We start from the raw sequence: 26,756 nt of genomic DNA, 5'->3' as shown, positions 1-26,756 counted from the left end.
GGATTACATCACGAAGATCAGCCGCAACGAGCTCTGGAACCACGGTCCCCACTTCGGCGACTGGCTCTTCTACTCCGCGCCATATGATAACGACGGACGCTCCGCCATCACTGACAAATACCTCATCGCGCAGGCTTTCTACATTCATTCCACCCAGAACCTCATCAACGCCGCGAAAGTCCTCGGCAACAGCACGGACGCAACTAAATATGAAGAACTGATCAAAAGGCTGAAAAGTGCATTCCTCCGTGAATATGTAACACCGAACGGGCGCATGGTGTCGAGCACGCAAACGGCATATGTGCTGGCGCTGAATTTCGACATTCTTCCCGAGGAACAGCGGGCTTCGGCCGCACAGCGCCTCGTTGATAACATCGGCGCTTACGGCAACCACCTCACCACCGGTTTCCTCGGCACGCCATACCTCTGCCATGTGCTGACGCGCTTCGGGCATACCGATGTGGCGTACAAGCTGCTCATGCAAGAGAGCTATCCTTCCTGGCTGTACCCTGTAAAAATGGGCGCCACCACCATCTGGGAGCGCTGGGACGGCATCAAGCCCGACGGTACCTTCCAGGATGTGGGGATGAACTCCTTTAACCACTACGCTTACGGCGCCATCGGCGACTGGATGTACAAAACCGTGACCGGTATCCAGCCCGATCCTGCCGCGCCCGGTTACAAACAGTTTCGCATACAGCCACGGCCTGGCGGCGGTCTCACCCACGCCAGCGCGGAATTTAAATCGCTGTACGGCACTATCGCTTCCAAATGGAAAATCGACGGCGGCAAACTGAAGCTGGAAGTTTCAGTTCCGGCGAATACTTCGGCTAAGATCGTGCTGCCGGGTGCAGCTTCGGCTGCGGTAACGGAAGGCGGTAAAACGGTACAGACCACGGCGGAAGGAAAAGACGCCGCCCTGCAGGTGGGTTCCGGTAATTACGCGTTCGAGTACAATTTCGCTAAATAGCACCAATCTTTTTCCCATAACTGTAACAATCACATGCAAATGGCCGCCCGTAGAGGCGGCCTTTGCTGTTATAAGGAAAAGCCCCTGTAAATACAGGGGCTCTCATTTTTCAGCTTCATAACCATTTAAAGATATTATTGCTAATTGTTATTGTACGGTGTGAATACAAAGGATACCATCGTGGAATAGGCGCCGCCGGAAGCCAGGGGGTGGTATTTGCCATCTTTCCAGAAGCAGGCGTGCGAGCCGTTGGTGCCCGTGGCGTAGAGGGTATTGCCGACTTTGGCGATCTGCCGCGAACGCACGTACTGCGCATTGGCAGGAAGTTCCAGCGTATGCTTGTCGGCTGTGAGCCGTGTGATGTTTTGGTTGGGCAGCGTGACGGTGTAGTAGTAAGGCGCGTTCCCTGAGCGGCTGTTGCCGGGAAGGTAGAACCTGCCGTCGGCGATCGTGGCGCCGTACAGATCATCCTGCAGCGGATCGTGGGCGAGGTTCACAGGCACGAAGCGCACATCTTCCTCCTTCATGTTTTCGGGAAGGTAAAGCGTAAACCATTCTACCGCGCCGGATTCGTTGTTGGTGCAGTAACCGAGGATATAGCCGGTGGCGTTCTCGTCGAGGTGCGTGGCGTTGATGCGGAATGTATGGTAACCCTCGCGGCGGAGGACCCGTTCGTGCAAACTGCCGCCTTCCCGGGCGAACGCAGTATAAATGCCGTCGTTATATTGCAGGGTCTTAAACGCGAAGGCCTTGCCATTTTTAAACCCGGAAGCGTTATACCCGCTGTAGGTCGTGACGGGACCGGACGTATGCGCGAAAGCATCCGGCATGAGATGCCGGGTAACGTCGCCGGAATGGCTGATCCGGTAGTAATAGCTTTTGAAAACACCGCGGTCGTTCATCCCGAACACCTGGAGGATCATATCGAAATTACCGTTCTCACTGTTCCGGTACGCGCTGCTGATCGTTTCCTCGACCATGGGCGCGCCCGTGACCTCGCTGAGCATCTTTTCGCCACCGTCGGTCCAGTAGGCGGCCAGCGGGCGGTTGTTCACGTAGCGTACGCCGTATAAATTGTTGTAAGCGATATTGAGATGGCTGCCACCATGAACGCCCATGATGCCGTAAGTGCCTTCCGATACATTGTCGGCCAGTACGGAAGAATCGATCTGATCTTTTTCGGGCAAATTGGGGTTCCACTTGATGATCTTCGACTGGGCGTCGCGGCTGTTGAATTTGATGCCCATGAACGCCGGGAAATCTGTGCCGGTATGCCCGCCGGGCGCAGGAGTGCCAGGATCGGGGTTGGGGTTGGACGGCGCATCTTTTTTAGAACAGCCTGCCGCAAGTATTGCCGTTGTGAAGAGTAGGAAACAAAAATTGATTTTCATGCTTTGATGATGGTAGTATCCCGCAATACTACAGCCGTGGCAAAGGATAATCAATCAGGGAGCAGTGAAAGGATGTTTTAACGGGTCTAACTGCAAATATGCTGGTCTGAAGCGGGGCAGTTTCCGGCTGATTTTACTAATTTCGCCGCTAAACCGGAGCGTACATGAATTTTTATACAAGAAAGTGGGTGAAGCCTGAAGACCTTAATGCCCACGGCACCCTCTTCGGCGGCAGCCTCCTCCGCTGGATCGATGAAGAAGCGGCCATCTATGCCATCATTCAACTCGGCACCAACAGCTGCGTGACCAAATACATGTCTGAAATCAATTTCATCAACTCGGCCAAACAGGGTGATATCGTGGAACTGGGCATCAAAGCCACGCATTTCGGCCGTACTTCCATTACGCTGGGCTGTGAGGTCCGTAATAAGATCACGCAGAAATCCATCCTCACTATTGATAAAATCGTGTTCGTCAGCGTAGACGAAAATGGCGTTCCCAAACCCCACGGCCGTACGGAAATCACTTACACCGACGAGCGCCTGCGCGAAGATCCCATCTGATCGTCGAAAGTAACCGCGCCTATATACTGCCGCCTTTGCGCCAGCCAGTTTTCGATCTGGCGTAAGTCATTGCCAAGCGTGTATACCGCCGCTTTTACTTTTTGCAGCGATACGTTGAATTTTACCGCCAGATGCATCAGATCCGGCTGGTGAATGCCTTGCAGCGGGTTTTTATGCCTGTTGTTCATAACCTGTCTGTTTTTCTTTTCCTTAAGAAAAATGTATGCCAGCAGGCCCATGCCGGTGTGAAACATAGCCTGCCAGGTGCTTCCTGTGGATTTACCTCGCCAATGCGGGGAGGCCATAAAGTAACCGTTCCACGATGGCAAGGCCGCTCGTCACATAAACCCGCTGCGCCGCGGCCAAAGCCGTATTTTACCCATCAGAAAAAATTCCGTTATGAAGCTATCCTGGCTTTTCCTCTGCCTGGGCCTGTCGCTGGCGGCCCATGGCCAAACCGATTCCCTGCCCGCCGGTTTCCGCATGCCCGGCCATCCGCGCATCCTCTGGAAATCGGCCGACGATCCGCTCATCCAGCAGCAAATTTCCCGGCCCGGTCCCTTCCAGGAAGTGCACCGCACCATCCTCAACGCATCCGAAAAAATCATCACACAGCCCGTACTGGAAAGGCAAATGACCGGCAGGCGGCTGCTGGGGATCTCGCGGGAATGCCTGCGGCGGGTGTTCTTCCTTTCCTACGCCTGGCGCACCACCAAAGACGCGCGCTTTGCCGACAGGGCCATCCAGGAAATGATGGCCGTTTCCGCCTTCACCGACTGGAACCCTTCCCACTTCCTCGACGTGGCGGAGATGACCATGGGCGTGGCCATCGGGTACGACTGGCTGTTCGACCGCCTCACGCCCGCACAGCGCTCCGAGATCACCGCCGCGATCCTGGATAAAGGGATGCGGCCGTCGCTCGAGAAGAAAAACAGCAACTGGCTGAGAGACCACCATAACTGGAACCAGGTCTGCAACGCGGGCATGCTGTTCGGCTCTATGGCGGTGTATGAAGACGCGCCGGAACTGGGCTTGCACCTCATCAACCGCGGCATCCGCAGCATCCTGTTGCCGATGGAGGCTTACAAGCCCTCGGGCGCATATCCCGAAGGTTACAGCTATTGGGGATACGGCACCGCGTTCAACGTGCTGTTCATCAGCGCGCTGGAAAACCTCACGGGCAGCGATTTCAACCTTTCCCGCCAACCCGGCTTCCTTGCTACCGCGTCTTATTTCCAACATATGGCCGGCCCCACCGGCCTGCCGTTCAACTTCTCCGACGCCGGCAACGGCGGCAGCCTGGAACCGGCGATGTGCTGGTTCGCGGAAAAGACCGGCGACCCCTCGTTGTTATTCGTAGAAAAGCAACGCCTCCAGCGGCCTGGCGCGCATGCCAACAACCGCCTGTTGCCCGCGATGCTGTTGTGGGGGAAGAAGATCGACCTGAACACCGTCCCCGCGCCCAATACCACCTTCTGGACCGGCGAAGGCGAAACGCCCGTAGCCCTCATGCGCAGCGGCTGGGGCGACAGCTCGGCCCTGTTCGCCGGTTTCAAAGCCGGCTCGCCCGGCATCGCGCATGCGCATATGGACGTAGGGTCTTTCGTGCTCGACTGGGGTGGCGTGCGCTGGGCTTCCGACCTGGGGATGCAGGATTATAATTCTCTCGAAACCCGCGGCCTCAGCATCTGGAACCGCGCGCAGAACGGGCAGCGCTGGCAGGTGATGCGATACAACAACCTCGTGCACAACACGCTCACCATAAACGGTGCGTTCCAAAAAGTGGAAAGCCATGCCAATATCACGGCTACGGGAAACACTAAAAACAAACAGTTCGCCATCACGGATATGTCTGCCGCATATGCCGGCCAGCTGCAAAAAGCCCGCCGCGGCATGGCGCTGGTTAACGGCAAACGGGCTATCATCCGCGACGAAGTGGAAGCAGGGAGCGGTCCGGATACCCTGCAATGGCGCTGGCTGACGACGGCTAAGGTGGAAATGGAAGGGCAGCGGACGATCGTGCTGCGCAAGAACGGCAAATCGCTGCGGCTGGTGATCGATGCGCCGGTTCCCGTAAAACTGCAAACCTGGTCTACCGCACCGGTGCATGACTGGGACGCTCCCAATCCCGGGACCACCCTCACCGGCTTTGAAGCCATCCTGCCAGAAGGGTTCAAAGGCGCGTTCACTGTACATGTTTTGCCCGAAGGCGTGCGGTTGAACAAAGTACCGAAACTGGACGACTGGCGCACCTGGAAGCCCTGATGTGGCAGCTTAAGCAATTTTGCCGATCCGCAGGAGGATGGGGAAATGCACCTCGCGTTCCGCGGGATCGCCCCAGGCGGCCTTCAGGTCGTCAGCGATGAGGGCGACGGGGTCGTGCTGCTGTTCTTTCATATAATGCTGAACGGCCGACCAGGTGGAAAGATAGCCGGTCAGGTGCCCCCAGCTCCAGGTTTCCTTGTAAGCAAAAAAAGGCGTCTGGACGGGCGGGTAAGGGAATGGAATGGTAAGATAGTTTTCGTCGACGTACTTGCGTTCGCGGTCCCAGTATTTGCCCAGGATATCGACATACAGCCTGCGGATCACCGTATCGATTTCGGGGGTGATGTGGAGCAGTCCGTATCCGATGACGGCCAGGACGCCGCCGGGTTTCAGGGTGCGGTTGACTTCCTTGTAAAACGCGTCGAAATCGAACCAGTGAATGGCCTGCGCTACGGTCACCAGGTCGAACGAACCGTCCGCGAAATCCGTTTGCTCCGCGGGTTGGAGGGTGTAGCGGATATGTGGGTGAGGGCGCGCCTTGTCGAGTTGCTGGCGGCTGATATCGGTCGCTTCCACTTTCGGGAAATGTGTGGCGAGTTTTTCGGCGACTTGCCCGTTGCCCGTGCCGCAATCCCAGGCGCTGCCGGGATGGGGGACGAGGGACAGGAGGTACGTGAAAAGCTCATCCGGGTACCGGGGCCGGAATTTTACATAGTCCCCGGATTGTTCTGAGAAAACATCTTTCATGGGGCGGGTGATTTCTACAAAAATAACCATTCCGGTGCTATAAACCTTCGCATCAATTCGTGACTATCCTCACAAACGAGTTGGTGAAATGGGGGTAACTTGGCAGTATAAACGACTGGCCATGAAGATGCAACCGAACGCCATTACCGATATGTTGGGGATCCGTTATCCCGTATTCCAGGGCCCCATGGGCGCGGGGCTTTCCACGCCGGCGCTGGTGGCGGCGGTAACGAATGCCGGCGGCCTCGGCGGGTATGGCAACAGTACACTGAAGCGGCATTCAAAACCGTGAAATCCCATTTCCAGCCCATATTCAACGAACTCGGCATTGAGCTGCCTTCTCCTTCCATTTCCATCCAAAGCAAGTTCGAACGCCAGGCCGAAGCCGTGCTGGCCCTGAAACCCGCCGTGTTCAGCTTCGTTTTCGGCATCCCAGACAAGCACATCCTCGATGCCTGCAGGCAACAGGGCATCATAACGGCCGGCGCCGCCACCACCCCCGATGAAGCGCTGGCCTTGGAAGCGGCGAACGTGGACGTGATCGTGGCGGCAGGGTTCGAAGCCGGCGGCCACCGGCCGAGCTTCCTTCGGGAAGCGGAAGATTCGCTGCATGGCACCTTTGCGCTGACGCGCCAGTTATCGCAAATCATCCGCAAACCGATCGTCGCGGCCGGCGGTATCTCCGATGCGGAAGGGGTGGACGCTGCGCTGCGCCTCGGCGCTTCCGCCGCGCAGATCGGTACGGCGTTCCTGGCTTGTGAGGAATCTGGGGCTTCCACCGCCTACCGCGAGCGCTTGTTTTCACCCGCCGCACGCTATACGGAACTGACGCGCGTTTTCACCGGCCGCCTCGCCCGGGCGGTGCGCTCCGGACTGGCCGCGCGCTTCGCCGGCAGGGAAGGAGACCTGGCGCCGTTTCCCTTACAGTCGCAACTAATGGCGCCCATCCGGAACGCAGCGCTGGACACGGGCAACCTGGAATACTCCGCTGTCTGGGCAGGCCAGGGCGCAGCGAACCTCCATCACCGGAAAGCTGCCCATCTCATGGAAGCCCTCACAGCCCCCTGGCGGTAAGCTATAGCGCCTAACGTTCATGCCTACACAGCCTGCTGTAATCCGCCACGAGCGCCAGATATACCCCTCTTCGCTCACCGAAGTGCGGATCGACATCCCTGCGTCTGTACCCGACGGCATGTACCAATTAATGATCATCAACGGCCCGGTGAAACGGCATAATATTCTGCTGCTCCGGTAACACGGATAGCCGATAAACGAAAACGGTTGCCTTTTAAGGGGCAACCTTTTTTTTATGCAGAAGGATAGTATTACCGTCCGAGATGGAATTTCAGTTCCGCCGCCGCGTGCAGCACGAGGGAGCGGGTTTCGGGGAGATGGGCGAGCCCGTTCAGCAGGCCCCAGTCGTGGATGACGCCCAGGTACCGGATGGTAGTGGCCTGCACGCCGGCTTCGGAGAGCTTCCGGCCGTAGGCTTCTCCCTCGGAGCGGAGGATGTCGTTTTCCGCCACCTGGATGAGTGTGGGCGGGAGGCCTTTCAGTTGTTCTGGCGCGGCCTGCAGGGGAGAAGCGTAGGGCTCATCGCGCTGGCTGTCTTTGGTAGTGTACAGGCTCCACATCCATTTCATGAGCGAGGCGGTGAGGAAGCGCTGTTCGCCGTACCGGCGCCAGGATTTGGTCTCGAAATCGGCGTTGGTGACGGGCCACATGAGCACCTGGCATTTAAGCTTCGGGCCGCCTTTTTCGTTGCAGCGGATGGCGGTGACGGCGCTCATATTACCGCCCACGCTGTTGCCCACGATGGCGATGTTGTTACCGTCGACCCCGATTTCCCGGCCATTTTCTGCGAGCCATTGCGTGGCGGCGAAAATTTCGTCGATCGCGCGGGGGTAATGCTGATTGGGCGTTGGGGTGTAATTGACGAATACCGCGGCCGCGCCGGAATGCACGACGAGGTCGCGAACGAGGCGCTGATGGGTGGGGAAATCGCCCAGTACCCAGCCGCCGCCGTGGATGAAAAGGAATCCCGGGAGGAGGGGGGCGGCGCCCTCGGGCTTGACGATGTGCAGGAGCAGCGTGAAATCTCCAGCAGTGATAGTTTTTTCGGTGACGGTGACGCCGGAGACGTCTGTTTTGAACGACTGCTGGGCGGTAGTCAGCACCTGCCGCGCTTCCGGGACGGGGAGGCTTTCGACCGGCACGCTGCCCGGGGCGTTGAGGATGTCCAGGAACTTTCTGACTTCGGGGGTAAGGTGAGGGTCGGCGGAATAGCCGGCCGCTTTATCGTTTTTGTGACTCATGGTGAATTGTATTTTTGGGGGATAGAGTCGAATTGTATGCCGGGATATAACATCCTGATCCTGAAATGGTTCGGTAAGTGATTGGGAATAAGGCCACGAGGGGGCGTAGTGAAAACGCGAAATATCGCCAGGCTGACAACACGAAAATACCGGCGGCAATCCGAATCGGCTGTTTATCTTTGACTGCCCAAAGCCATGTGATTTTCAAATAATCCCTTGCTATATGAAATTAATGCTCAGCAGCCTGTTGATGCTGCTCAACCTCGCAGCGTTCGCCCAGTTTAAGGAAATTGCCAAAAGTAATTCGTTCCAGGAGCCGGAAGATGGCTTCGCCCGCGTAATCCAGATGAAAAACGGGAATACCGTTTTAGCCGTTCTCGACCTGAAGGAAGGCATCAGCCTGAAAATTTATGACGCCAAACATAAGCAGAAAGTGGCGAAGCAGCTCCGCCCAAAATATGGCAAAATCAAAGGCGGCAACGTGGAAGCGGTTTTTGAGGTGAAGGGAAATATCGTATTCCTGATCCGCGAAATCGAATCCAAAGCGCCCGTACTGCACAGGTTGATTGTGGATGGGACGAAAGGCACCATCATCAAGGAAGAAACCATCGGCGAACTGAAGAAACTCAACATGGGATCCGGTTACGCCATGATGTTCGGAGGCGTGCAGCCGCCGGATTTCTTCGCGGAAAAAGATCCCAACAGCGACCAGTACGCCGTAGCCATGTTCAATAGCTTCGAAAGCGACCGCAGCAAACGCATCGAACTGGTGATTTATGATGGTGATCATAACGAAACCGCCCGTGCCTATTACAAATCCCCCGACGATAAATACAAGTACATCAGCTACATGGATATGACCTTCGTTGGGCCTACCGTGTACTGCCTCGGTTACGCCAAAAACACCCGCGCCAGCGGCGGTAAGGAGAATACGGCCATCATGGCCACGCTCACGGCCGGCGATTCGGATGTGCAACTGACGGAACTGAAGTTCACCCGCGACCAGGACCTGCACAAAGGCATCCTGAAGTACAACACGGCCACCGGCAGCATCATGATGCTCGCATTTGCCCCGTATAAAAACAGCAACGGCCGCGGGGAGCTATGGCTCTTCAATATGGACCCGAAAAAGCTGAATACAAAAGAGATGGACGAAATAACCGTGTTCGACCTGCAAAGCAAAGCGGAAGAGCTTTTCGGACGCAGGGAGAAGTTCGGGGCTGCGCCGGTGAATATGTTCGTGTATAAAGACGGCAGTTATACAGTGGTGCTCGAAGAGATAGAAGTGAAACAACATACATTCACCAACGGCACCTCCAGCAAGCCTTATACGATCACCGGCAAAATGGGTGTCAAGCACTTCGACGCGAAAGGCAAACTGGAAAAATCCTGGTTCCTCCCGAAAGACCATCATTTATGGACCGCGCATCCCCGTTCTTTCTACCACGACGCGCGGGAAGGACGGGCCGTTCAAATGAACGACGGCGACCAGTACAAAACCTTCGTGCTGATACGTTCCAAAGGAAAGGAAATCGTGCTTTTCAACGACCTGGAAGAAAATGAGGAAAGAATGAAGAAAGGGAAGCTCACCCAGATCAAAGGCCTTAAAGAAACCGACGCGTTCTTCTTCCCCCTGGAAAAAGATATGGTGCCGAAAAGGCAATTTCTTTTCGGGGAAGGCAGCGGCAGAAAGGATCACCGCCTGGCGCTCCTGCCCATTTCCGATTTCGACGAGGATGCTAACGTGTTTGTAACCCTCCGCCTCGATATCCATAAAGCCAAGCAGGTGCACCTGGTTTGGATGGAACCATAATCCAGCATTTGATGCAACAAAGCCGGTGTGCGGTTCCTGCCGCCGGCTTTGTTCATGAAAAATATCCGCCTGAAACCCTGCGGAAGTCCTCCGTACCATTGTAAACCATCAATAATTTCCTATCATATGAAAACCACCTTCGTCAGCATGCTGCTGGTATTACTGCATCTTGCAGTCTTTTCCCAATTTAGGGAAGTCGGCAAAAGCCAGCCATTCGTTGAGCCCGAGGAAGGGTATGCCCGTATCCTCCAGCTGAAAAACGGAAACACGGCCCTCATCGTTGTCACCAAAAAAGATGGGATCGATATGCGGTTGTACGACGACCAGTACCAGAATAAACTCAATAAGAAATTGTCGCCGCGCTATGGGAAGCTGGAGAAGCCTACGGTGGAAGGAATGTTTGAAGTGAACGGCGATGTGGTGTGCCTGATCCAGGACCATCGCGACAACGTACCCACGCTTTTCCGATTGGTGATAGACGGATCGAAAGGCGTTATCAGGAAAGAAGACGTGGTGGGAGAATTGCCTAAAATCAGCAAGCTCAGCTGGACGAAAATGGAATATAACCGGCAGCCCTTGCCTGACTTCTATGTAAAGAAAGACCCCGACAGCGACCACTACGGCATCGTGTTGTTTAATAGTACGGAGCCTGACCGCAGCAAGCGGGTTGAGGTCGTAACTTTTACACCCGGTCATGAAATATCCGGCCGTTCTTACCTGGCTTTCCCCCAACAGAAATATCAATTCATCACCTATCTCGATATGGCGTTCGTGAACGGAGATGCGCTGGTCTTCGGATATGGTTTCAGTGAAAAAGGTAAAAGCAATAAGCAAAACACGATGCTGGTCGGCTCCCTGAAAGCCGGCAGCCGGAAGATGGAGGTGAAGGAAGTGAAATTCACCCATAACCTGGAAGTCAAATCCGCCATCACCAAGTTTAATAAAGCCTCCGGCAATTTCCTGGTGCTGATGTTCATCCCTACCTCCGGGAATTACGGAGAGATATGGATGGCGGATTTCGATCCGCGGACGCTGGATGTAGTGAAGAAGGAGGAAGCCTATTTCAGCGGACCGGCCGCGGCGGCAAAGGCGCTGTTCGGGAAGAAAGGCGATTTCCGTGGCACACCCGTCAACCTTTTCGTGCATGCGGATGGCAGTTATTCCATTGCCCTGGAAGAGATTTCGTATATGAATTCAGGAAATTACAATTCCGTGCTGTATGCAACGGTAGGCAGCCTGGTTATCGCCGATTTTGACAAGGAAGGCCGGTTCACGCGTTTTTACTACCTGCCAAAGGAACATGTGGTATCTTCCTACCGGCACGACGAAGCGCCGAAAGCCTTCTATCATCATTACATGGAAAACGCCGCCTGGCCGCTGTACGCCGGGAATCAGTTCAAGTCCTTCGTGTACCTCCGCAACGCGGGGAATCCATTTGTGCTGTACAACGACTTCATGGAAAACCGGGAAGGTATCACCGCAGGTAAAATAAAAACGGTACGGTGGGTGAGTGAATGTGACGCCTACCGGTTTGCATTGAACGATCAGCAAATCCCAACGGGCGAGCTGTTTTTTGGCCTGCCGGCGAAGAATCAGCATAACCTTGCACTGTTTCCTGTTTCCGCGTACAACCCCGATAAAAACCGGTATGTGACCTTGCGCCTGATTACCGAGGAACGGAATAAGTCGGTGCAGTTGGTTTGGATGGAAATTTGATTTCTCATTGTTATTCCGGCCGGCGGGCTCCGGTTCCGCCGGCTTTTTTCTTGTTTCGAATGGCGATTTCACACCTCGGAAAACGAGGCCTATGATTTCAAAAAAAGATTGCCTATTTTTAAATCAACAGCAACAGTGTGGACATTTTTTCACAGCTGTGGCGACGGTGTTATATCCTTTGTGAAAAAGTTAACCAATTAATTTTCAGGTATTTAAATATTCACCCCAACATTCAGGCCTACATTTTGTTATTTATCGTACAACACAACGCTGAACCATATGATACACGAGCAGTATACCATCATCCGCAACCTAATCTGGGAAAACAAGATCACGACATTTCAGGAGTTATACCTGGCGGTTCCGCTGCATGAACTCAGCCGCGACACGCATATATCTGAAGCGCAGTTGCGGGAGTGGTTCACGGATATCGGCAGTGTTTCCGTGGAGGATGTAAAGCAGCTTTCGGAGTTGCTGGAAATCCCGGAATACCGCATGATGCGGATTATCGTGGCCACACAAAGATTACAAAGTTCGCAACTGAACTAGCGAAGATAAAGACGGGCCGGGGCTATTACCCGGCCCGTTCGTATTTTTGCGGCGAATACACCTGATATGACGCAATATTCACCGAAGCCCGGATTCGTCACCATCCGCGGCGCCAGGGAGCACAACCTTAAAAACGTAGACCTCGAAATCCCGCGCGATGCGCTCGTGGTTTTCACCGGCGTTTCGGGGTCGGGGAAATCTTCCCTCGCATTCGGCACCCTTTACGCCGAGGCGCAAAGGCGATATCTCGAATCGGTTTCCCCGTACGCAAGAAGGCTTTTCCACCAGTTATCGGTTCCGGACGTGGATGATATCGACGGCCTTCCGCCGGCAGTAGCCCTGCAGCAGCAGCGTGGCGCGCCAACCACGCGTTCGTCCGTCGGCAGCGTGACCACCCTCGGCAACCTGATGCGCATGCTGTATTCCCGCGCGGGGCAATATCCCCGCAACCAGCCCATCATCCATGCAGAAGCTTTTTCGCCCAATACGCCGGAAGGCGCGTGCCCTGCCTGCCACGGCATGGGCATGATCTATGACGCCACGGAAGCCTCCATGGTGCCCGATCCCACGCTAACGATCCGCGAGCGCGCAATCGCCGCATGGCCGCAGGCCTGGTACGGCCAGAACCTGCGCGACATCCTGGTGACACTGGGATATGACGTGGACCGGCCCTGGAAGGACCTGCCGAAAAAGGTCCGCGACTGGATACTTTTCACGGAAGAGCAACCCACCGTGCCCGTATACGCCGGTTTTACGCCGGAAGAAACGAAGCAGGCACTGAAACTGAAGACGGAACCCAGCTACATGGGCACTTTCAGCGGTGCCCGGCGATACCTGCTGCATACGTTCTCCCACACGCAAAGCGCCATGATGAAAAAGCGCGTGCAGCAATATATGGTGAGCACACCCTGCCCGAGCTGCAAGGGAAAACGCCTCCGCAAAGAATCGCTCTCCGTGAAGTTCGCAGGATTGGACATCGCGGAGATCGCACACCTTTCCCTGGAAAAGCTGGCGGCCATCCTGGAGCCTTACGCCCACAACCGCCAACTGGCCGACGATTCCCATCCCGAACGTAATATCGTGGCGCAGCGCATTACGGCAGACATCTGCGCCCGCCTGCAGGTGCTGCTCGACCTCGGCCTCGGCTACCTGACGCCCGACCGCAGCACGCCTACGCTTTCGCCCGGAGAGCTCCAGCGCCTCCGCCTCGCCACGCAGGTACGGAGCAACCTTTTTGGCGTGGTATACGTGCTCGACGAGCCCTCCGCCGGCCTGCACCCCGCGGATACGGAAGCGCTCCTGCGCGCGCTGAAAGGCCTCAAAGCATCCGGCAACACGCTCTTCGTGGTGGAACACGAAACCGACGTTATCCGCGAGGCCGACTGGATCGTGGATGTAGGCCCGGCAGCGGGCACGAATGGGGGAGAGATATTGTACAGCGGTCCGCCTGCAGGACTTTCTTCCGTTACCGGCTCAGCTACCCGGCATTATCTTTTCGGCCGACAATCGATCCCCGGGCGCCCGCAGCGCAGGCCGGAACGGTGGCTGGAGCTGAAAGGCGTTACCCGCAACAACCTCCATGCCCTCGACGCGCGGTTTCCGCTGGGCGTGCTCACGGCGGTGACGGGCATTTCCGGTTCCGGCAAATCGAGCCTCGTGAGCCAGGCGCTGGTGGAGCTGGTGGCCGAAACCCTGGGGCATGCGGCAGATGCGGACAACGAAGAGGAACCGCGGCAGACGGGCCCTTCCGGCGGGCAGATAACGGCCGGCATGGAGCATATTGCCCGGCTGGTGCAGGTGAACCAGGCGCCCATCGGGCGTACGCCGCGCTCCAACCTCGCAACGTACACCGGGCTTTTCGATCATGTGCGCAAGATATTCGCCGAAACGCCCATGGCGCGCAGCCGTAAATACGACGCCGGGAGGTTTTCTTTCAACGTAGCCAAGGGCAGGTGCAAGACCTGCGAAGGCGAAGGGTTCGTGATGGTGGAATTGCTTTTCCTGCCGAGCGTGTATTCTCCCTGTCCCACCTGCCATGGCGCGCGGTATAATGAAAAAACGCTGGAAGTGCAGTTCCGCGGGAAGAATATCGCCGAAGTGCTGGGCATGACGGTAGACCAGGCCTTTGCGTTCTTCGACGGCGCGGAGAGCGTACAGCGCCCGTTGGCGGTGCTCCGCGACGTGGGCCTCGGCTATCTGCGGCTCGGCCAGCCGGCAACGGAACTTTCCGGCGGGGAGGCGCAGCGCATCAAACTGGCGACGGAATTGCAGCGAACCGGCCGCGGGAACACTTTGTATGTACTCGACGAGCCCACTACCGGCCTGCACCCTTCGGATGTGGACAGGCTCGTGCTGCAGCTGGAAAGGCTCGTAGCGGCGGGGAACACGGTGATCGTGGTAGAGCACGACATGCGCGTGATCGCGGGGAGCGACTGGGTGATCGATATGGGGCCGGGGGCCGGCGAGAAAGGAGGGAACATCGTGGCGGAGGGGCCGCCGTCCAAAGTAGCGAAAACTAAAAACAGTAAAACCGCGCCTTATCTGTCGGCGTTCTTTTCTTCCATGCAATGAAACATGGCACTATTTACCGGATGCCAGTCATCAAGATGCGGGACGAATGTGCTATTGTTTGTGAAATCCTTGCCAGTGGCGGCATTCGGACATATGGATATTTTAACTTTATGTTAAAAGGCTGACCGTTGATCCTCATTTGGTAGGATTTTTTGTCTTCTTGTGTATTTTTGCAGTTGGATGAATTGCATCGCATACTCATGAGGATCAACAGACAAATATTGTTTTTACTGTTTCTTGTTTGTATCCAGCACCTGGCGGGATTCAGCATGCAGGCTTATGCCGGCGTGATGCCCGTTGAGATGGACATGATCGAGCTCGATCTCCATCAAGGGGTGGAAGTGCCGTCGGCATTCCTGACCAATGCTTTGGAAGATGACGACGCCAGCGTTCGGGCGAAACAATCCCGGCGCCGCGGCAGGTTCTACATCAGTTCGCCTTCCAAGCAGTTCAATTTCGCCCCGCAGGTGGCTCCTGACCAGACAAGCAGGACGTTCGCACCGGTGACCGAGGAAAAGAAAACAGGCGTCTATCTCCAGCAGGACGCATTCCTCCCGGCTTATTACAATTTCCTCTTCAGGTTCACATTGTTTTGAACCCAACCCATCTCCCTGACTTTATTTCATTGATCACACCCGCCCCTAAAGGGCGTTAGTTCTGCATTTTTTACATAGCGGCCGGCAATTCACTTGCTCCGGCCCGCAAAACCTTTTTTACCTATTATGCACCAGATAACAGGAGGCATCGCTATTGCCCTTGTGGCCGCAACATTGGGCGGCTGCGTTACGAAAGGAGATTCCGGCAACCAGGACAGCGACGTGCAGTCGTTTCCAGTATTGAAACTCGAACAGACCGACACCGTGCTTCACCGCCATTACGTGGCCGATATCCAGGCCGTGCGCAACGTGGAAGTGAGGGCGCGCATCAACGGTTTTCTCAATAAAATTCATGTCGACGAAGGCCAGCAGGTGAAGAAAGGCCAGTTGCTTTTCAGCCTGAACGAAGAAGAACACCGGGCCGAACTCGCACGCGCCAAGGCCGCGCTCAGCAGCGCCATCGCCGAAGCCAAAGCCGCCAGCCTGGAAGTGGACCGGGTGAAAGTGCTCGTGACCAAGAAGGTGATTTCCGCTACGGAACTGGAGGTGGTCCAGGCCAAGCTCGCCGCCTATAATGCAAAAATAGAGGAAGCGCGGAGCGCGGAATCAAACGCCGCCACGCAGTTATCGTACGCCAGCATCCGGGCTCCGTTCGATGGTTTCATCGACCGCATTCCCTTGAAAGCCGGCAGTTTCGTAAGCGAAGGCAACCTGCTTACTACCGTGTCCGACATTCATAACATGTATGCTTATTTCAATGTTTCCGAAACTGAATACCTCGAATTCATGCGTAACGGCCGCGATGCGCACCGCAGCGTGAACCTCGTTTTGGCCGACGGTTCCGAATACACCCATGACGGCCGGGTGGAAACCGTGGAAAGCGAAATCGACGAATCCACCGGCTCGATCGCATTCCGCGCGCGTTTCCCGAACCCGCAGCAGGTGCTCAAGCATGGCGCCAGCGGCAAGGTGACGCTCACCAACCGGATCGACAGCTGCCTGCTGCTGCCGCAGAAAGCCGTATTTGAAATGCAGGATAAAAACTACGTGTACGTAGTGGATACGGGCAATACCGTGAAGATGCGCAGCTTCGAGCCAGGCGCAAGGGTTTCGCATTCTTACCTCGTACAGGCAGGGCTGAAGCCCGGCGAGCGCATCGTTTTCGAAGGCGTCCGCAACCTGCGCGAAGGTATGAAGATCGACCCGAAACTTGTGCCGGCCGATCAGCTGAAAGGATTGTAAGAAATATTGCTTCGTAACCAGAAACAAAACTCATGTTCGATACTTTTATCAGGCGGCCCGTGTTGTCGCTGGTGATCTCTTTGTTTATAGTGCTGCTGGGGCTATTGGCGCTCTTCACCCTGCCGGTGACCCAGTTCCCCGATATCGTGCCGCCCTCGGTGACGGTAACGGCCAAATATACCGGCGCCAACGCCGAAGTGTGCGCCAATGCCGTGGCCATTCCCCTGGAAAGGGCCATCAACGGCGTGCCGGGGATGACGTACATGACGTCCGTCTCCTCCAACAACGGTAACACGCTTATTACCATCTTCTTTAAAGTCGGGACCGATCCCGACCAGGCAGCGGTGAACGTGCAAAACCGCGTGTCTACCATTATCGACGAATTGCCCGAAGAGGTGATCAAAGCCGGGGTTACGACCGAGAAGGAAGTGAACTCCATGCTGCTGTACCTCAACGTAATGAGTGAAGACTCCACGCTCGACGAGAACTTCATCTACAACTTCGCCGACATCAACGTGCTGAAGGAGCTGAAACGTATCGACGGGGTGGGCTTCGCCGAAATCATGGGCGCCAAGGAATACGCCATGCGCGTGTGGCTGCAGCCCGACCGGATGCTGGCCTACAACGTGTCGGCCGACGAAGTGGTGCAGGCCATCCGCCGCCAGAACATCGAAGCGGCGCCGGGTAAGACCGGCGAAAGCTCCGACAAGGAAGCGCAGCTGCTGCAATACGTGCTCCGGTATACCGGTAAATATTTCGAACCGCAGCAATACGCCGATATCATCATCCGCGCCAACCCCGACGGGTCTGTGCTGCGGCTGAGGGAAATCGCTGAAGTGGAGTTCGGGGCGCTGACATACGGCATGGTGTCGAAGACCGACGGCAAGCCCTCCGCCTCGATCATGCTCAAGCAGCGGCCGGGTTCCAATGCGCAGGACGTAATCAATAACGTAAAGGCAAGGATGGAAGAGCTGAAGGCATCGTCGTTCCCGCCGGGTATGACCTACAACTTCAACTACGACGTATCCCGCTTCCTGGATGCCTCCATCGCCGAAGTGGTGCGCACGTTGTTCGAGGCGTTTATCCTGGTGGGGATCGTGGTGTTCCTCTTCCTGCAGGACTGGCGTTCGACCCTGATCCCCATCCTGGCCATTCCGGTGGCGCTGATCGGTACGTTCGCGTTCATGCAGCTGATGGGCTTCTCCATCAACCTGCTCACGCTGTTCGCGTTGGTGTTGTCGATCGGGATCGTGGTGGATAACGCCATTGTGGTCGTGGAGGCGGTGCATGCGAAGATGTCCGAAACGCATTTGCCCGCCATGCAGGCCACGCTGGCGTCTATGAAGGAGATCAGCGGTGCGGTGGTAGCGATTACGCTCGTGATGTCGGCGGTGTTTATCCCGGTGGCCTTCCTCAGCGGCCCGGTGGGTGTATTCTACCGGCAGTTCTCGCTGACGCTGGCATTCGCCATTATCATTTCCGGGATCAACGCATTGACGCTGACGCCCGCGCTGTGCGCGCTCATGCTGAAACATGATCCCAACGGGCATATGCGCACCAATCCGCTGCAGCGTTTCTTCAACGCATTCAACCGCGGATACAATAAAACGGAAAACAAATACAAAGGCTTTGTGGGCGCGATTGCAGGCAAGCGATTGCTGACGCTGGTAACGCTCGTCGCGTTCTTCGTGCTCACCTGGGGCGCGGCGTCCATCCTGCCGGGTGGCTTCATCCCGATGGAAGACCAGGGTATGGTGTACGTGAACGTAACCACGCCAAACGGCGCGACCGTGGAACGTACCGAGAAGGTGCTCGACTCCGTGCAGGCCGTGGCAGCCAATATGGACGCCGTGGAATCCGTATCGACGCTCGCCGGCTACAGCCTGGTGAACGAGGTGGCGGGTGCTTCTTACGGTATGGGGATGATCAACCTCAAATCCTGGAGCGACCGGGAGAAATCCGTCGATGATATCATTGCCGACCTGAAAAAACAGACCCGGCACATCGCGGATGCATCCATCGAATACTTCCCGCCGCCCACAGTGCCGGGCTTCGGTAACGCCAGCGGCTTCGAGCTGCGCGTGCTGGACCGTACCGGTGCGGACGACCTGGAGCAAGTCGCCGAAATAACGAACAAATTCATCGCCGAGCTGGAGCAACGCCCCGAGATCGGGAGCGCCTTTACCAGCTTCGACCCGGCTTTCCCGCAGTATATGATCCATGTGGACCAGGCCATGGCGGCGAAAAAAGGCGTTAGCATCGACAATGCGATGAGCACCCTGCAAACGCTCCTCGGCAGCTTCTACGCCAGCAACTTCATCCGTTTCGGACAAATGTACAAAGTGATGTTGCAAGCCTCGCCGCAGTTCCGCACCAAGCCGGAAGACGTGCTGCTGCTGCATGTGAAAAACGACCAGGGCGAAATGGTGCCTTTCTCCAACTTCGTCCGCCTCGAGCGGGTGTACGGACCGGAAACGCTTACGCGCTACAACATGTACACTTCGGCCATGATCAATGGCGACGCTGCGCCCGGCTTCTCCAGCGGAGACGCCATCAAGGCCATCGAGGAAACGGCGGCGAAAGTGCTGCCGCGCGGTTTCTCCTACGAATGGAGCGGGATGACGCGGGAGCAGGTGCTGTCCGGAAACCAGGCTATTTACATTTTCGGCATCTGCCTTTTATTCGTATACCTGTTGCTGGCCGCGCAATATGAAAGCTTCATGCTGCCGCTGCCGGTATTGTTGTCGCTGCCTGCGGGGATTTTCGGCGCTTTCCTGTCGCTGAAGCTCGCCGGGCTGGAGAACAACATTTACGCACAGGTGGCGCTGGTGATGCTGATCGGTTTGCTGGGCAAGAACGCCATCCTGATAGTGGAATTCGCGATACAAAGGCAGAAGCAGGGGCTCACGGTCGTGAGGTCCGCCATAGAAGGGGGCGTGAGCCGTCTCCGCCCGATCCTTATGACCAGCTTCGCGTTCATCGCGGGCCTGATACCACTGTGTATCGCCAGCGGCGCGGGCGCCATGGGGAACCGCTCTATTGGTACGGCCGCAGCGGGCGGGATGCTCATCGGGACCATCTTCGGGGTGCTCGTCATCCCTGGACTGTATGTCCTTTTCTCCCGCATCAAAGTGAAAAGGAAGAAGCCGAAACCTGCGGTGATAGCTGCTGCGGTGTTGCTGGTGTTTATCGGCGCCTGTAAAGCACCCCAGCCACTGGTAACGCCGGAGCTGCCAGCGGTTCCGCAGACCGCGCAGGATACCCTGGCGCCGGTGGCGTTGCTGCCGGTGAAAGAATTCTTCACCGATCCCTACCTGCAGAGGCTCCTCGATACCGCCCACCGCAACAACGTGGATGCGCTGATCGCCATGCAGAAAATGGAAACGGTGCAGGCGCAACTGGCCATGGCGCGAAGGGCCTGGCTACCCTCGCTCAATGCAGGCGTGCATGCCGGTACGGAGAAATTCGGGAAGTATACGATCGACGGGGTGGGTAATTTCGATACCAACCTGTCGCCCAATATCGATAAAGACCAGCGCATTCCCTCGCCGGCAGTGCCCGATTATTTTGCCGGGCTGCGCAGCGCCTGGGAAATCGACCTGTGGGGTAAGTTAAAGCAGCAGAAGGAGGCCGCCTACGCGCGGTTCCTCGCTACGGCGGAAGGGCGCAGGCTCGTGTTTACGCAGCTGACGGCGCAGATCGCTTCGCTGTATTACCACCTGCTGGAGCTGGATTATGAATTGTCGGTGGTGGAAAAGAACGTGTTGCTGCAAGAATCCGCGCTGGAAACGGTGAAGATCCAGCAGGAGGCGGGGAGAGCCACATCACTGGCGGTGCAGCAGTTCCACGCGCAGCTGCTCAATACGCGGAGCCTGGCTTTCCGTATCCGGCAGCAGCGGACCGATATCGAAAACCAGCTGAACGCGCTGGCGGGCCGTTTCCCGCAACAAATTGAAAGGTCGAAGAACCTGCTGGAAGCGCCCATCCCCGCGAAAGTGGCGGAAGGCATTCCCGCGCAGCTGCTCCTGGCCCGCCCGGATATCCGGCAGGCTGAACTGGAGCTGACGGCGGCAAAAGCGGATGTGAAAGCGGCGCGCGCGTCGTTCTTCCCGACGCTGACGCTGAGCGCCTCGGTAGGATACAACGCTTTCGAACCCGGATTGCTATTCAAAAGCCCCGCATCCATCGCATATACCGCTTTGGGTGGGCTCACGGCGCCTGTGTTCAACCAAAACCAGATCCGGTCGAGATACCGGATCGCCACGGCCGAAGGCATGACCGCGTTCTACGCTTACCGCCAGGCCATCGTGAACGGATACCAGGAAGTATCCACCTCGCTGCAGAAAGTCGGCAACAGCGAGCAGGCATATAAGCTGAAAGAAGCGGAAGTGCTCATGCTGCAAAACGGTGTATCCACCTCCCGCGATCTCTTCGCGACTGGGTATGCCAATTATTTGGAAGTGATCAATGCCCAGAAGAACGTCCTCGATGCAGAACTGGCTCTGGCGCAGCACCGGCGTGAAGTGTTCGACGGTGTCATTGCGTTATACAGAGCCTTGGGCGGAGGTGCGGAATAGGGCAAGGGCCGGTCAATTGACCGGCCCTTTTTCTTTATATCTGCAACGTTTCCGTTATTATTTCTTTTTGAGACGGGTGGTGGCGACGCCTGTTTGCTTTACAGTCCAGGTTTGACCCTGTTCAACTATATTTTGGGTTTCATTTATAACAGCGGTGAGGATCAATTCGCCGTTTTTGACTTCGTATTTTGACGTATTGGGCGTAGAGGGAAGTTGCTGGCCGGTGGATGGTATCTCTATAAATCCACCTTCCAGGTACTGAATTTCATTTGTACCTACATACTTGAAAGTGCCCTCGCTGTTGGAAGAAGGCATATCATAAACGAAAGGCACTTCTGTCCCGCTGCCCGGAAGCGGCACGCCGTTCGAGTACATCTGGGTTTTCATCGTCGCTTCTATACTATAGCTGAAATTCGTCGAGGATATTTTATTGCCGTCGATCACCACCGTGCCGGTATTGTCTGTTGAAGTGTATTCCACATCAGACACCGTTTTTACCGTCATTCCGAAAGAGGAGGTCGAAGTCTCGGTTTTGGCTGTCAATGATACATTAACAAACTCGTAAGTGCCATCAAGGTTACCCGAACCACCACCGGGATTGCCTCCTGGACCGGGGCCGGGGTTGCCGCCGGGGATGCCATCTACATTCGTGCCAGCAGGTACCGGGATATCTCCTGTTCCGCTGCAACCTGCAAAAGCAATCGCTGCGAAAAGCACGTAGGCCAGGGATGAAATTTTACGCATGGGGATAATTGTTTGAAGACCAAATATAATATAAGTTTCCGTTTTAACGCTTTTTCAGCCGGGAGATCATCACGAACCTTTGGTGCTGCGTCGCGGGAATGCCTTCCTGCGTGAGGTGCGAAACCAGCGACACCGAACTGATAATGCTCAGGTCGCCGTTCGAAAGGGAAAATTTAGCCTCAACGGGGATGGCAGGGATCTGTCCCGGTTGGCCGCCCGCGCCCGGGAGGTGGTTGAAAGCCTTGTCGAGGAACACGGAATCCCCCGCGATCCGGTATTGCGATACGCCGTTGACCTTTGGCGTGGAAAACTGGAAGGGTAACGATTGCACCGGCCCGTCCGCCTTCCCATTGGTAAAACTTTGGAAGTTATAGTCGGAGTTTACTTTGTAGGTGTACCCCGAAGTAGTCATCGAGCCCTGTTCGAACAGAACCATGCCGGCCATTTCCCTGGAAGTATATTCCATTTCGCTGACCATGCTGATGTTGTCATTGCCGTCTTTGTAAATAATTTCCGACGTTCCTTTTACATACAATGAAATGTACTCATAAGTGCCGGAAAGTGCGTCCATTTGCTTTAACTCTTCGTTGTTTTCCTTTCCGCAGGCGGCGAAAATCAGGGCGGAAGCAATGGCAAGGGATGAAATTCTCATATAACAGCTCTAAAATTGAGCCGCAAGATACTTTCATATCGCCAAATTTGTATAACACCTTTATTCCACTTTCCCAAATACGGCTTCCATGAGCCGGGACAGCACCAGGTAGCCGGCACAGGTGGCCGCGCCCCAGGAAAACAGGAACATCAGGGCGCCTTTCACGCTCGAAGGATCGATCCAGTTATAGGCGAGGATGCCGCAAAAAAAACTGTTGGATACGGTGGCAAAAAGCAGCAACACCGCGAGGGTAGTGGCGGATACGTTTTTCATAGGATAGGAGGTTTATCCTAAATATATGTCGAATCTATAACATATGCAAGCTTTCTTTAATAATCAGCGAAACTTTCGTCTTCATAACACCATATCCATCTTTCCCCCGGTTCCGCGGAAATCACCACGGGATGGCCGGTAGCATGAAAGTGTGCCGTCATGTGGCGGGAAGGGGAGCTGTCGCAGCAAAAAGTGCCGCCGCAAGTCTGGCAGGTGCGCAGGTGCAGCCAGGTGCCCCCGTGTTTCACGCATTCCTCGCATTCGTATTTTTTCGGGTGGAGGAGCGTTTCCAGCTCCTTGATATGGTGACAGGGTTGTTTTGACATATGCCTGGTTTTTACGAGGTTATCAGGTTTCAGATAGATATTTATGTACAAAGCTGATCGACATCGAGCCTTCGCCCACCGCGGCCGCCACACGATTCATGGCCCCGGCGCGGACGTCTCCCGCCGCAAAGATCCCCGGGCAGCTCGTTTCCAAAATGTAAGGATCGCGCGCCGCTTTCCACAACTGCCGGAACTCCGGGTATTGCTGCAGGTCGCGCCCGGTTTCAATAAAACCCTTTTCGTTCTTGATGATTTTGTCGCAAATCCACTCGGTATAAGGCTTCGCGCCTATGAATATATACAACGCGTCCGCCGGCATTTCGGTTTCAGTACCGGAGTTGAGGTCGCGCAGCCGGATGGCCGCCAGCTTAGATTCCCCGATCCCTTCCACCACTTCCGCGCAAGGCAGCAGGTGAATATTGGGCGTTTGCGCGATCTGGTCGATCAGGTAAGCGCTCATCGACGAGCGCAGATCCGGTTTGCGGATCACGATATGCACGTTCCGCGCAAATTTCGACAAATACATCGCCGCCTGCCCGGCGGAATTGCCGCCTCCCAGCACAAACACTTCCTTGTCCCGGCACGATGCCGCCTCTGTGCTCGCGGCGCCATAATACACGCCGGCCCCGGTAAAATCACCGATCCCGCGGGTTTCCAGCTTCCGGTAATCCACGCCGGTCGTGATCACCAGCGCCCTGCTGAAGATTTCGGTGCCGTCGTCCAGCCGGATGATCTTGTATTGATTTTTCACTTCAATCCCCGCTACCGACTGCGGCGACAGGAACTCCGTCCCGAAGCGCGTGGCCTGCGTGATGGCGCGGCGTGTCAGGTCTGCGCCGCTGAGCCCCGTGGGGAATCCCAGGTAATTTTCGATCCGCGAACTGGTACCCGCCTGCCCGCCCGGCGCCCGCCGCTCGATCAGCAAAGTGCTCAATCCTTCGGAAGCCCCGTACACCGAAGCCGCCAGTCCCGCGGGCCCTGCACCGATGATCGCCACGTCGTACACCTGGTTGCGGACCGTAGGGTTCAGCCCGATGCGGGAGGCAATATCTTTCAGCGCCGGCGTGGTGAAGAGCGCGCCGTCTTCAAATATGATTGCGGGCAGATCCTGTGCGGCCAGCTTGTTGGAAGCCGCGAGTTGCTTGCCTTGTTCGTTGCTTTCCATATCCATCCACTGGTACGGGATGAGGTTGCCGGCCAGGAAGTCCTTGATCTCGTGGCTGCGCGGCGAAAACTGGTACCCGATCACGCGGATGCCTTTGAAGTCGGGCCGGTAATTGGCCTGCCAGTCGCCCAGGATCTCGTCCATCACGGGATAGAGCTTCTCTTCCGGAGGGTCCCAGGGTTTCATGAGGTAATAGTCCAGCTTCACGTCGTTGATCGCCTTGATGGCGGCCTCCGTATCGGAATAGGCCGTCAGCAGTACGCGTTTGGCATCGGGGAAAATCTTCATGGCCTGCTCCAGGAAATGGACGCCGTCCATTTCAGGCATGCGTTGGTCGGATAGGAACATGGCGATCTCTTCGCCTTTGTTCTGCAATTCTGTGAGGCTTTGCAGCGCTTCCGCTACGGAGGAAGTCGACAGCACGCGGTATCGGTCGCGGTACTGGTTGCGCAGGTCGCGGCTGATGGCGCGGAGCACCTGCTGGTCGTCGTCTATCAGGAATATAATCGGCTGGTTCATGTCAGGATGAATGCGCTTCGCCGTTGATGGGGAAGCAAATGGTAAAAACGGTGTTTCCGGGCTCCGACGTGGCTTTCACGCTGCCGTGGTGCTGCCGGATGATGTTCATCACCGCATCCAGCCCCAGGCCGGTGCCTTTCCCGATTTCCTTGGTCGTGAAAAACGGGTCGAAGATGCGGGTGAGGTTTTCGGGCGGGATGCCGGGGCCGTTGTCCGCAACGGTCACTTTCACGAACGCTCCGTCGCGCTCCGTGCGGATGCGGAGCGCGCCATTGCCCTGGGGCTCCAGTGCATCGGCGGCATTGTCGATGAGATTGGTCCAGACCTGGTTCAATTCCCCGGACAGGGCATATACCGGCGGCAGCGTCTGGTCGAAATCTTCCGTCACGGTTATCTTGCCTTTCCGCAATTTATACTGCATCATGACCAGTGTGTTGCGGATGCCGGTATGGATGTCGATATATTGTTTGTCGGTGCCGCCATCCATATGCGTGAAGATCTTGACGGATTTCACGAGGCCGGAAATGCGCTGCGAGGCTTCCCGGATGTCGGACAGCATGCGTTCGGTGGTGAAATGGCTGCTCATCCAGGAGAGCACGGTGCCGAGGTATTCCGCGGGCAATTGTTTGGCGAATTCGTCGAGCACTGCTGGATGCAGGCCATAATGCCGGAAGTTTTCCGCCATGTCCGCCGCCTCGGGGATCTGATGGTCGTACAGCCAGTCGCTGATTTCGTCTTCCTGGCTGCTGCGCTCCAACATGCCGGGCGCGGGCATTTCCGCCGCGGCCTGCGATTGGCGGATATGTTCGCAGACGAAGTCCGCTTCTTCCGGCGAAAGCCTGGTCAGCATCATCTTCCGGAAGGTTTCCGGTGCGGTGCGCAAATGCTCGCCCAACGTGTCGGACCCGCGGACGATCGCCGCCGCCGGGTTATTCAGTTCATGCGCCAGTCCTGCCGCCAGTTTGCCGAGGGCCATCATCTTTTCGTTTTGCTGCGTGATGATAGCGAAATCCCGCACGCGGTTGGTCATCACAAAAACCAGCGCCTGCGTAAGCTCGTAATGTTCCGCAATCATCTCCCGGATCCCGGATTTCGGGAAAGTCATCATCTCCACATCCGTCCTGCAATGGGTAAAAGCAATGGCCCCTCGGGCGCGGGAATAGGGCAGGATGCCCGTTACCTGGCGCGCGGAGAACTCGGTGACAGGCAGTTTGCTGCCGGCCTGGATACGGTAGAACTCAATGGTTCCGGAAAAGATGAAGTGGATGCCGCGGATCTCGTCGCCGGGCTTGTACAAATAATGGCCTTCGGCGAAACGTTCGTTTTCGCTGTGGTCGATCAGCCATTGCAATTGCGGTTCCGGCACGTCTTTGAGGGCGTCGAACAGTAGCAGGTCCTGGGTATTCACGATAATATTCCGCTGTTTGCTTAAAGATACTTATTAATCAGCGAATTGTGAACGTGGTAACCATGAGGTAACCAACAGAAGGGAGGATGCGGCTAACGCGGAAACCGGATGGTAAACCGCGTGTCGCCGGGGGCGTGGGTTTCGAGGGAGAATTGCCAGCCATGCGCCATAAGGATGTCGCGGACGAGCATGAGGCCGATGCCCTGGCCGTCGGGTTTGGTGGAAAAGAATGGCGTGAATACCTCGGCAGGTGTTGCTACGCCTGGTCCCGTATCGGCGATCACGATGGCCCCGGTTTGCTGGATCAGGCGAATCTCGCCGCCGCTGCCGATGGCTTCCATGCTGTTTTTGATG

The 26,756-nt window shown here is 56.3% G+C and carries 24 protein-coding genes; 13 read left to right on the top strand and 11 right to left on the bottom strand.

What is annotated here, in order from left to right; all coding sequences use genetic code 11:
• Positions 1 to 970 (top strand): alpha-L-rhamnosidase C-terminal domain-containing protein (locus tag Q0510_RS08720; protein ID WP_298710100.1); only part of this gene is annotated, 970 nt, incomplete at its 5' end.
• A 140-nt stretch (positions 971 to 1,110) separates the two neighbouring features.
• Here Q0510_RS08720 and Q0510_RS08715 read toward each other — a convergent pair.
• Entirely contained in the window at positions 1,111 to 2,361 is a 1,251-nt protein-coding gene (locus Q0510_RS08715) for a hypothetical protein (protein WP_298710099.1), read from the bottom strand.
• A 164-nt stretch (positions 2,362 to 2,525) separates the two neighbouring features.
• Between Q0510_RS08715 and Q0510_RS08710 the strand changes: the two genes are divergently transcribed.
• On the top strand, positions 2,526 to 2,924 hold the full coding sequence (locus tag Q0510_RS08710; protein ID WP_298710098.1) for an acyl-CoA thioesterase: 399 nt from the start codon (positions 2,526 to 2,528) through the stop codon (positions 2,922 to 2,924).
• On the opposite strand, the gene Q0510_RS08705 is transcribed toward Q0510_RS08710, so the two are convergent.
• A complete protein-coding gene (locus Q0510_RS08705) occupies positions 2,888 to 3,229 on the bottom strand; it encodes a hypothetical protein (RefSeq protein ID WP_298710097.1) in 342 nt (113 codons plus the stop codon). The two genes, Q0510_RS08710 and Q0510_RS08705, sit on opposite strands and share 37 nt — an antisense overlap.
• Before the next feature lie 94 nt (positions 3,230 to 3,323).
• On the opposite strand from Q0510_RS08705, the gene Q0510_RS08700 reads away from it, so the two are divergent.
• On the top strand, positions 3,324 to 5,189 hold the full coding sequence (locus tag Q0510_RS08700) for a heparinase II/III family protein (protein WP_298710096.1): 1,866 nt from the start codon (positions 3,324 to 3,326) through the stop codon (positions 5,187 to 5,189).
• Positions 5,190 to 5,198: 9 nt separating this feature from the next.
• On the opposite strand, the gene Q0510_RS08695 is transcribed toward Q0510_RS08700, so the two are convergent.
• Positions 5,199 to 5,936: a class I SAM-dependent methyltransferase gene (locus Q0510_RS08695; protein ID WP_298710095.1), complete on the bottom strand. Its 738-nt coding sequence runs from the start codon at positions 5,934 to 5,936 to the stop codon at positions 5,199 to 5,201.
• A 121-nt stretch (positions 5,937 to 6,057) separates the two neighbouring features.
• Here Q0510_RS08695 and Q0510_RS08690 point away from each other — a divergent pair, with 121 nt between their 5' ends.
• Genes Q0510_RS08690 through Q0510_RS08680 form a run of 3 tightly spaced genes read left to right on the top strand, consistent with a single transcriptional unit; the run spans position 6,058 to position 7,191 of the window.
• Positions 6,058 to 6,228, top strand: coding sequence for a nitronate monooxygenase (locus Q0510_RS08690; protein ID WP_298710094.1), 171 nt, complete (start codon positions 6,058 to 6,060; stop codon positions 6,226 to 6,228).
• Positions 6,225 to 7,010, top strand: coding sequence for a nitronate monooxygenase (locus Q0510_RS08685; protein ID WP_298710093.1), 786 nt, complete (start codon positions 6,225 to 6,227; stop codon positions 7,008 to 7,010). The genes Q0510_RS08690 and Q0510_RS08685 overlap by 4 nt, the downstream gene beginning before the upstream one ends.
• Before the next feature lie 19 nt (positions 7,011 to 7,029).
• Positions 7,030 to 7,191: a hypothetical protein gene (locus Q0510_RS08680; protein ID WP_298710092.1), complete on the top strand. Its 162-nt coding sequence runs from the start codon at positions 7,030 to 7,032 to the stop codon at positions 7,189 to 7,191.
• Positions 7,192 to 7,261: 70 nt separating this feature from the next.
• Here the strand turns inward: Q0510_RS08680 and Q0510_RS08675 are convergent, their stop codons facing one another.
• Positions 7,262 to 8,251: an alpha/beta hydrolase gene (locus Q0510_RS08675; RefSeq protein ID WP_298710091.1), complete on the bottom strand. Its 990-nt coding sequence runs from the start codon at positions 8,249 to 8,251 to the stop codon at positions 7,262 to 7,264.
• Positions 8,252 to 8,474: 223 nt separating this feature from the next.
• On the opposite strand from Q0510_RS08675, the gene Q0510_RS08670 reads away from it, so the two are divergent.
• The 7 genes from Q0510_RS08670 (at position 8,475) to Q0510_RS08640 (ending at position 21,315) form a co-directional block, all read left to right on the top strand.
• A complete protein-coding gene (locus tag Q0510_RS08670; RefSeq protein ID WP_298710090.1) occupies positions 8,475 to 10,064 on the top strand; it encodes a hypothetical protein in 1,590 nt (529 codons plus the stop codon).
• Positions 10,065 to 10,190: 126 nt separating this feature from the next.
• Positions 10,191 to 11,780, top strand: coding sequence for a hypothetical protein (locus Q0510_RS08665; protein WP_298710089.1), 1,590 nt, complete (start codon positions 10,191 to 10,193; stop codon positions 11,778 to 11,780).
• A gap of 279 nt (positions 11,781 to 12,059) precedes the next feature.
• Complete coding sequence (locus Q0510_RS08660) at positions 12,060 to 12,329, top strand: hypothetical protein (protein ID WP_298710088.1); 270 nt, start codon at positions 12,060 to 12,062, stop codon at positions 12,327 to 12,329.
• 66 nt (positions 12,330 to 12,395) lie between these two features.
• A complete protein-coding gene (gene uvrA, locus Q0510_RS08655) occupies positions 12,396 to 14,900 on the top strand; it encodes an excinuclease ABC subunit UvrA (RefSeq protein ID WP_298710087.1) in 2,505 nt (834 codons plus the stop codon).
• 200 nt (positions 14,901 to 15,100) lie between these two features.
• Positions 15,101 to 15,496, top strand: coding sequence for a hypothetical protein (locus Q0510_RS08650; protein ID WP_298710086.1), 396 nt, complete (start codon positions 15,101 to 15,103; stop codon positions 15,494 to 15,496).
• 126 nt (positions 15,497 to 15,622) lie between these two features.
• Positions 15,623 to 16,738: an efflux RND transporter periplasmic adaptor subunit gene (locus Q0510_RS08645; RefSeq protein WP_298710085.1), complete on the top strand. Its 1,116-nt coding sequence runs from the start codon at positions 15,623 to 15,625 to the stop codon at positions 16,736 to 16,738.
• 32 nt (positions 16,739 to 16,770) lie between these two features.
• Positions 16,771 to 21,315 carry an efflux RND transporter permease subunit gene (locus Q0510_RS08640; protein WP_298710084.1) on the top strand — a complete coding sequence of 1,515 codons (4,545 nt, stop codon included), beginning with the start codon at positions 16,771 to 16,773 and terminating at the stop codon, positions 21,313 to 21,315.
• 57 nt (positions 21,316 to 21,372) lie between these two features.
• On the opposite strand, the gene Q0510_RS08635 is transcribed toward Q0510_RS08640, so the two are convergent.
• The 7 genes from Q0510_RS08635 to Q0510_RS08605 form a co-directional block, all read right to left on the bottom strand.
• Positions 21,373 to 22,059: a hypothetical protein gene (locus Q0510_RS08635; protein WP_298710083.1), complete on the bottom strand. Its 687-nt coding sequence runs from the start codon at positions 22,057 to 22,059 to the stop codon at positions 21,373 to 21,375.
• Between the two features lie 43 nt (positions 22,060 to 22,102).
• Positions 22,103 to 22,711, bottom strand: a complete 609-nt coding sequence (locus Q0510_RS08630) for a hypothetical protein (RefSeq protein ID WP_298710082.1) — start codon at positions 22,709 to 22,711, stop codon at positions 22,103 to 22,105.
• Positions 22,712 to 22,771: 60 nt separating this feature from the next.
• Positions 22,772 to 22,984, bottom strand: coding sequence for a hypothetical protein (locus Q0510_RS08625; RefSeq protein ID WP_298710081.1), 213 nt, complete (start codon positions 22,982 to 22,984; stop codon positions 22,772 to 22,774).
• A gap of 56 nt (positions 22,985 to 23,040) precedes the next feature.
• Entirely contained in the window at positions 23,041 to 23,310 is a 270-nt protein-coding gene (locus tag Q0510_RS08620; protein WP_298710080.1) for a UBP-type zinc finger domain-containing protein, read from the bottom strand.
• Between the two features lie 22 nt (positions 23,311 to 23,332).
• Positions 23,333 to 24,994 carry a response regulator gene (locus Q0510_RS08615; protein WP_298710079.1) on the bottom strand — a complete coding sequence of 554 codons (1,662 nt, stop codon included), beginning with the start codon at positions 24,992 to 24,994 and terminating at the stop codon, positions 23,333 to 23,335.
• Position 24,995: 1 nt separating this feature from the next.
• A complete protein-coding gene (locus tag Q0510_RS08610; RefSeq protein ID WP_298710078.1) occupies positions 24,996 to 26,402 on the bottom strand; it encodes an ATP-binding protein in 1,407 nt (468 codons plus the stop codon).
• A 92-nt stretch (positions 26,403 to 26,494) separates the two neighbouring features.
• Positions 26,495 to 26,756, bottom strand: a 262-nt coding sequence (locus Q0510_RS08605) for an ATP-binding protein (RefSeq protein WP_298710077.1), incomplete at its 5' end; no start/stop codon positions are given.

Origin of the sequence: uncultured Chitinophaga sp. (assembly GCF_937874145.1) — a bacterium.
Classification (GTDB): Bacteria; Bacteroidota; Bacteroidia; order Chitinophagales; family Chitinophagaceae; genus Chitinophaga.
This window is presented reverse-complemented; position numbering and strand designations above follow the sequence as displayed.

Coding starts and splice junctions, on each gene's coding strand:
- Q0510_RS08715 (WP_298710099.1), bottom strand. CDS start 2,361: ATGAAAATCAATTTTTGTTTCCTACTCTTCACAACGGCAATACTTGCG.
- Q0510_RS08710 (WP_298710098.1), top strand. CDS start 2,526: ATGAATTTTTATACAAGAAAGTGGGTGAAGCCTGAAGACCTTAATGCC.
- Q0510_RS08705 (WP_298710097.1), bottom strand. CDS start 3,229: ATGGCCTCCCCGCATTGGCGAGGTAAATCCACAGGAAGCACCTGGCAG.
- Q0510_RS08700 (WP_298710096.1), top strand. CDS start 3,324: ATGAAGCTATCCTGGCTTTTCCTCTGCCTGGGCCTGTCGCTGGCGGCC.
- Q0510_RS08695 (WP_298710095.1), bottom strand. CDS start 5,936: ATGAAAGATGTTTTCTCAGAACAATCCGGGGACTATGTAAAATTCCGG.
- Q0510_RS08690 (WP_298710094.1), top strand. CDS start 6,058: ATGAAGATGCAACCGAACGCCATTACCGATATGTTGGGGATCCGTTAT.
- Q0510_RS08680 (WP_298710092.1), top strand. CDS start 7,030: ATGCCTACACAGCCTGCTGTAATCCGCCACGAGCGCCAGATATACCCC.
- Q0510_RS08675 (WP_298710091.1), bottom strand. CDS start 8,251: ATGAGTCACAAAAACGATAAAGCGGCCGGCTATTCCGCCGACCCTCAC.
- Q0510_RS08670 (WP_298710090.1), top strand. CDS start 8,475: ATGAAATTAATGCTCAGCAGCCTGTTGATGCTGCTCAACCTCGCAGCG.
- Q0510_RS08665 (WP_298710089.1), top strand. CDS start 10,191: ATGAAAACCACCTTCGTCAGCATGCTGCTGGTATTACTGCATCTTGCA.
- Q0510_RS08660 (WP_298710088.1), top strand. CDS start 12,060: ATGATACACGAGCAGTATACCATCATCCGCAACCTAATCTGGGAAAAC.
- uvrA (WP_298710087.1), top strand. CDS start 12,396: ATGACGCAATATTCACCGAAGCCCGGATTCGTCACCATCCGCGGCGCC.
- Q0510_RS08650 (WP_298710086.1), top strand. CDS start 15,101: ATGAGGATCAACAGACAAATATTGTTTTTACTGTTTCTTGTTTGTATC.
- Q0510_RS08645 (WP_298710085.1), top strand. CDS start 15,623: ATGCACCAGATAACAGGAGGCATCGCTATTGCCCTTGTGGCCGCAACA.
- Q0510_RS08640 (WP_298710084.1), top strand. CDS start 16,771: ATGTTCGATACTTTTATCAGGCGGCCCGTGTTGTCGCTGGTGATCTCT.
- Q0510_RS08635 (WP_298710083.1), bottom strand. CDS start 22,059: ATGCGTAAAATTTCATCCCTGGCCTACGTGCTTTTCGCAGCGATTGCT.
- Q0510_RS08630 (WP_298710082.1), bottom strand. CDS start 22,711: ATGAGAATTTCATCCCTTGCCATTGCTTCCGCCCTGATTTTCGCCGCC.
- Q0510_RS08625 (WP_298710081.1), bottom strand. CDS start 22,984: ATGAAAAACGTATCCGCCACTACCCTCGCGGTGTTGCTGCTTTTTGCC.
- Q0510_RS08620 (WP_298710080.1), bottom strand. CDS start 23,310: ATGTCAAAACAACCCTGTCACCATATCAAGGAGCTGGAAACGCTCCTC.
- Q0510_RS08615 (WP_298710079.1), bottom strand. CDS start 24,994: ATGAACCAGCCGATTATATTCCTGATAGACGACGACCAGCAGGTGCTC.